This is a genomic window from Bradyrhizobium sp. (assembly GCF_049581145.1).
Lineage (GTDB): Bacteria > Pseudomonadota > Alphaproteobacteria > Rhizobiales > Xanthobacteraceae > Bradyrhizobium.
Genome location: NZ_JBAURI010000663.1, coordinates 1 through 1,757, shown reverse-complemented (window position 1 = coordinate 1,757; position 1,757 = coordinate 1). Strand labels below are relative to the sequence as shown.

The 1,757-nt window shown below is 68.4% G+C and carries 2 protein-coding genes and 1 pseudogene; all 3 read left to right on the top strand.

The features are described from left to right. On the top strand, nucleotides 1–308 hold a 308-nt coding region (locus WCB02_RS21680), incomplete at its 5' end, for an XdhC family protein (protein ID WP_423961277.1). 2 nt (nucleotides 309–310) lie between these two features. Further along, nucleotides 311–1,012, top strand: coding sequence for an XdhC family protein (locus WCB02_RS21675; protein ID WP_423961276.1), 702 nt, complete (start codon nucleotides 311–313; stop codon nucleotides 1,010–1,012). After that, nucleotides 1,009–1,757 (top strand): annotated as a pseudogene (locus WCB02_RS21670) (4-diphosphocytidyl-2C-methyl-D-erythritol kinase); the annotation flags it as partial. The gene WCB02_RS21675 and the pseudogene WCB02_RS21670, both read left to right, overlap by 4 nt.

Below are 1,757 nucleotides of genomic sequence, written 5' to 3'. Positions count from 1 at the left end.
AGGACATCCTGAAGGCCGCCGAGGACTGGCAGAAGGCCGGCCATGGCGTGGCGCTGGCGACGGTGGTGGAGACCTGGGGCTCGGCGCCCCGGCCGGCGGGCTCGAGCCTCGTCATCAACGATGACGGCACGTTCTTGGGCTCGGTGTCGGGCGGCTGCGTCGAGGGCGCCGTGGTCACCGAGGCCATGGACGTGATCGAGAGCGGCAAGCCGAAAATGCTGGAGTTCGGCGTTGCCGACGAGACCGCCTGGAATGTCGGGCTGTCCTGCGGCGGCACCATCCGGGTCTTTGTCGAGAAAGTAGGCTGATCGTGAAACTCGCAACGCTTGCAGACCTCAATGCCGAGCGCGCCGCGCGGCGGCCGGCGATCGTCGTCACCGACACGGCCAGCGGCGAACAAAGGCTAGTCAAGGCCCGAGATTTTGCCGCCGATCCGCTGCGCACCGAGCTCGCCAACGCGCTACGCACGGGCAAGAGCGGCATGGTCGAAGTAGCAGGCAAAAAGCTGTTCCTCAACGTCCATGCGCCGACCGCGCGGCTCGTCATCATCGGCGCGGTCCATATCAGCCAGGCGCTGGCGCCGATGGCGCAATCTTTGGGTTACGATGTCACCGTGGTCGATCCCCGTACCGCCTTTGCAAGCCCGGAGCGGTTTCCCGACGTGCCGTTGATCGCGGAATGGCCCGACGAGGCGCTGCCGCCGCTCAACATCGACCACTACACCGCGTTCGTGGCGCTGACCCATGATCCGAAGATCGACGATCCGGCGCTGCTGCATGCGTTCCAGCGCGACTGTTTCTATATCGGTGCGCTCGGCTCGCGAAAGACCCATGGCAAGCGCGGCGAGCGGCTGAAGGCGCAGGGCGCCAAGGAGTCCGACATCGCGCGGATCCACGCGCCGATCGGGCTGGCCATCGGGGCGGTGTCGCCGTCGGAGATCGCGGTCTCCATCATGGCGGAGATCACCGCGGCCCTGCGGCTGCCGCCGAAACAGCAAGAAGCGGCGGCATGAAGTTCGGTCCCGCCAGTCCGGCCGAGGCGATTGGCGGGGTCACCGTCCACACTTTGCGCCAGGGCTCCCTGGTGCTGAAGAAGGGCACCACGATCGGTGCTGCCGAGGTCGAGGCGCTGACCAAGGCGGGCGTCAAGGAAATCGTCGTCGTGCGGCTGGAGCAGGGCGATGTCTCCGAGGATACAGCCGCCGCCAGCATTGCGCAGGCCGTCACCGGCGAGGGCATCCATGTCGAGCGTGCCTTCACCGGCCGCGCCAATCTGTTCGCCGCCCGCGCCGGCGTGCTGGTGGTCGACCGTGCTGCGGTCGATCGCATCAACGCCATCGACGAGGCGATTACGCTGGCGACGCTGTCGGCCTACAAGCCGGTGGTCGAAGGCGAGATGGTCGCGACCGTCAAGCTCATTCCGTTCGGGGTCGATGCAAGGCTGCGCGATGCCGCGGTGAAGGCCGCGGGCCAGGGCGCCCTGCGCGTCGCGCCCTACACCATCAAGCGGGTCGGCGTGGTTTCGACGCTGCTGCCGGGGCTCGCGCCAAAGGTGATCGACAAGACCCTGCGGGTGACCGCCGAGCGGCTGGCGCCGGCAGGGGCTGCCGTCATGGCCGAGCGGCGCGTGCCGCATGAGGAGGCAGCGCTGGCCGCCGCGATCCAGGAGCTGCTCGGGCTCGGCGCGGAGCTCGTCATCGTGTTCGGGGCCTCCGCGATCGCCGACCGCCGCGACGTGATCCCGCAGGCGATCACGGA